General features: G+C 59.9%; 2 protein-coding genes. Both read left to right on the top strand.

The features are described 5' to 3' along the window. Window positions 1-755 (top strand): histidinol dehydrogenase (hisD, locus tag A3754_RS25700; protein ID WP_063521718.1); only part of this gene is annotated, 755 nt, incomplete at its 5' end. A gap of 73 nt (window positions 756-828) precedes the next feature. Next, on the top strand, window positions 829-1,318 hold a 490-nt coding region (locus tag A3754_RS25695; protein ID WP_156497241.1), incomplete at its 3' end, for an aminotransferase class I/II-fold pyridoxal phosphate-dependent enzyme.

The raw sequence follows: 1,318 nt of genomic DNA, 5'->3' as shown, positions 1-1,318 counted from the left end.
GTGTCGACAAGCTCTTTACCCTGGGCGGCGGGCAAGCGGTGGCCGCGTTGGCCTACGGCACGGAAACCGTGCCGGCGGTGGACAAAATCGTTGGCCCCGGCAACATCTATGTGGCCGAAGCCAAGCGGCAGGTGTTCGGCAAAGTCGGTATCGACATGATTGCCGGCCCCTCGGAAATTCTGGTGGTTTGCGACGGCAAGACCGACCCGGACTGGATCGCCATGGATCTGTTTTCCCAGGCAGAGCACGACGAAGAAGCCCAGGCCATTTTGGTATCCCCGGATGCGGCGTTCTTGCAACAGGTGGCCGAATCCATGGAAACGCTGGCGGCGACCCTGGAGCGGGAAACCATTATCCGCACGTCCATGAAAAACCGCGGCGCGTTGATTCAGGTCAGCGACCTGGATCAGGCCATCGACATTGCCAACCGCATCGCCTCCGAACACCTGGAGTTATCCATTGATGACGCGGAGCAGTGGGCGAAAAACATTCGTCATGCCGGCGCCATCTTTCTGGGGCGCCACACCCCGGAAGCGCTGGGTGATTACTGTGCCGGGCCGAATCACGTGCTGCCCACCAGCGCCACCGCACGCTTTTCTTCGCCGTTGGGGGTGTACGATTTCCAGAAGCGCAGCTCGCTGATCGGTTGCTCCCCGGACGGGGCCAGCACCCTGGCAAAGATCGCCTCTCCGCTGGCGCGTGGCGAAAGCCTGACGGCCCACGCGCGCAGTGCGGAATATAGAATTAAACGCTAGAAGCCAGATGCCAGACGCCTGACGTGCGGCCTCTTTGTCCGGCGTTTGGCGTCAGGCTTCCGGCGGAGAACTTATGAGTAAATACTGGAGCGACTTCGTTCATGGGCTGGAGCCTTATGTGCCCGGCGAGCAGCCCAAGATGGACAAGCTGGTAAAGCTGAACACCAATGAGCATCCGCTCGGCCCGTCGCCGAAAGTGATCGAGGCGATCCGCGCTGAGGCGGACGAGCGGCTGCGGCTGTACCCGGACCCGGACAGCAGCCAGCTCAAGCAGGCCATCGCCGATTACTATTCCAATCAAGGTTACGGGATCGAGCGTTCCCAAGTGTTTGTTGGCAATGGCTCCGACGAAGTGCTGGCGCACCTGTTTATGGCGTTTTTCAAACAGGATCAGCCGCTGCTGTTCCCGGATATTACCTACAGCTTCTACAAGGTCTATTGTGGCCTGTATCAGATCGACTACCAGCCGGTGCCGCTCGATGGTGAGTTGGGCATTGCGGTGGATGATTATCTCGCCGGCGACAAGCCGCGCCCCAACGGCGGTATTATTTTTCCCAATCCCA

This window comes from Alcanivorax sp. HI0083 (assembly GCF_001635175.1).
Note: the sequence above shows the minus strand (reverse complement) of the source record. Positions and strands in the feature narration are given on the sequence as shown.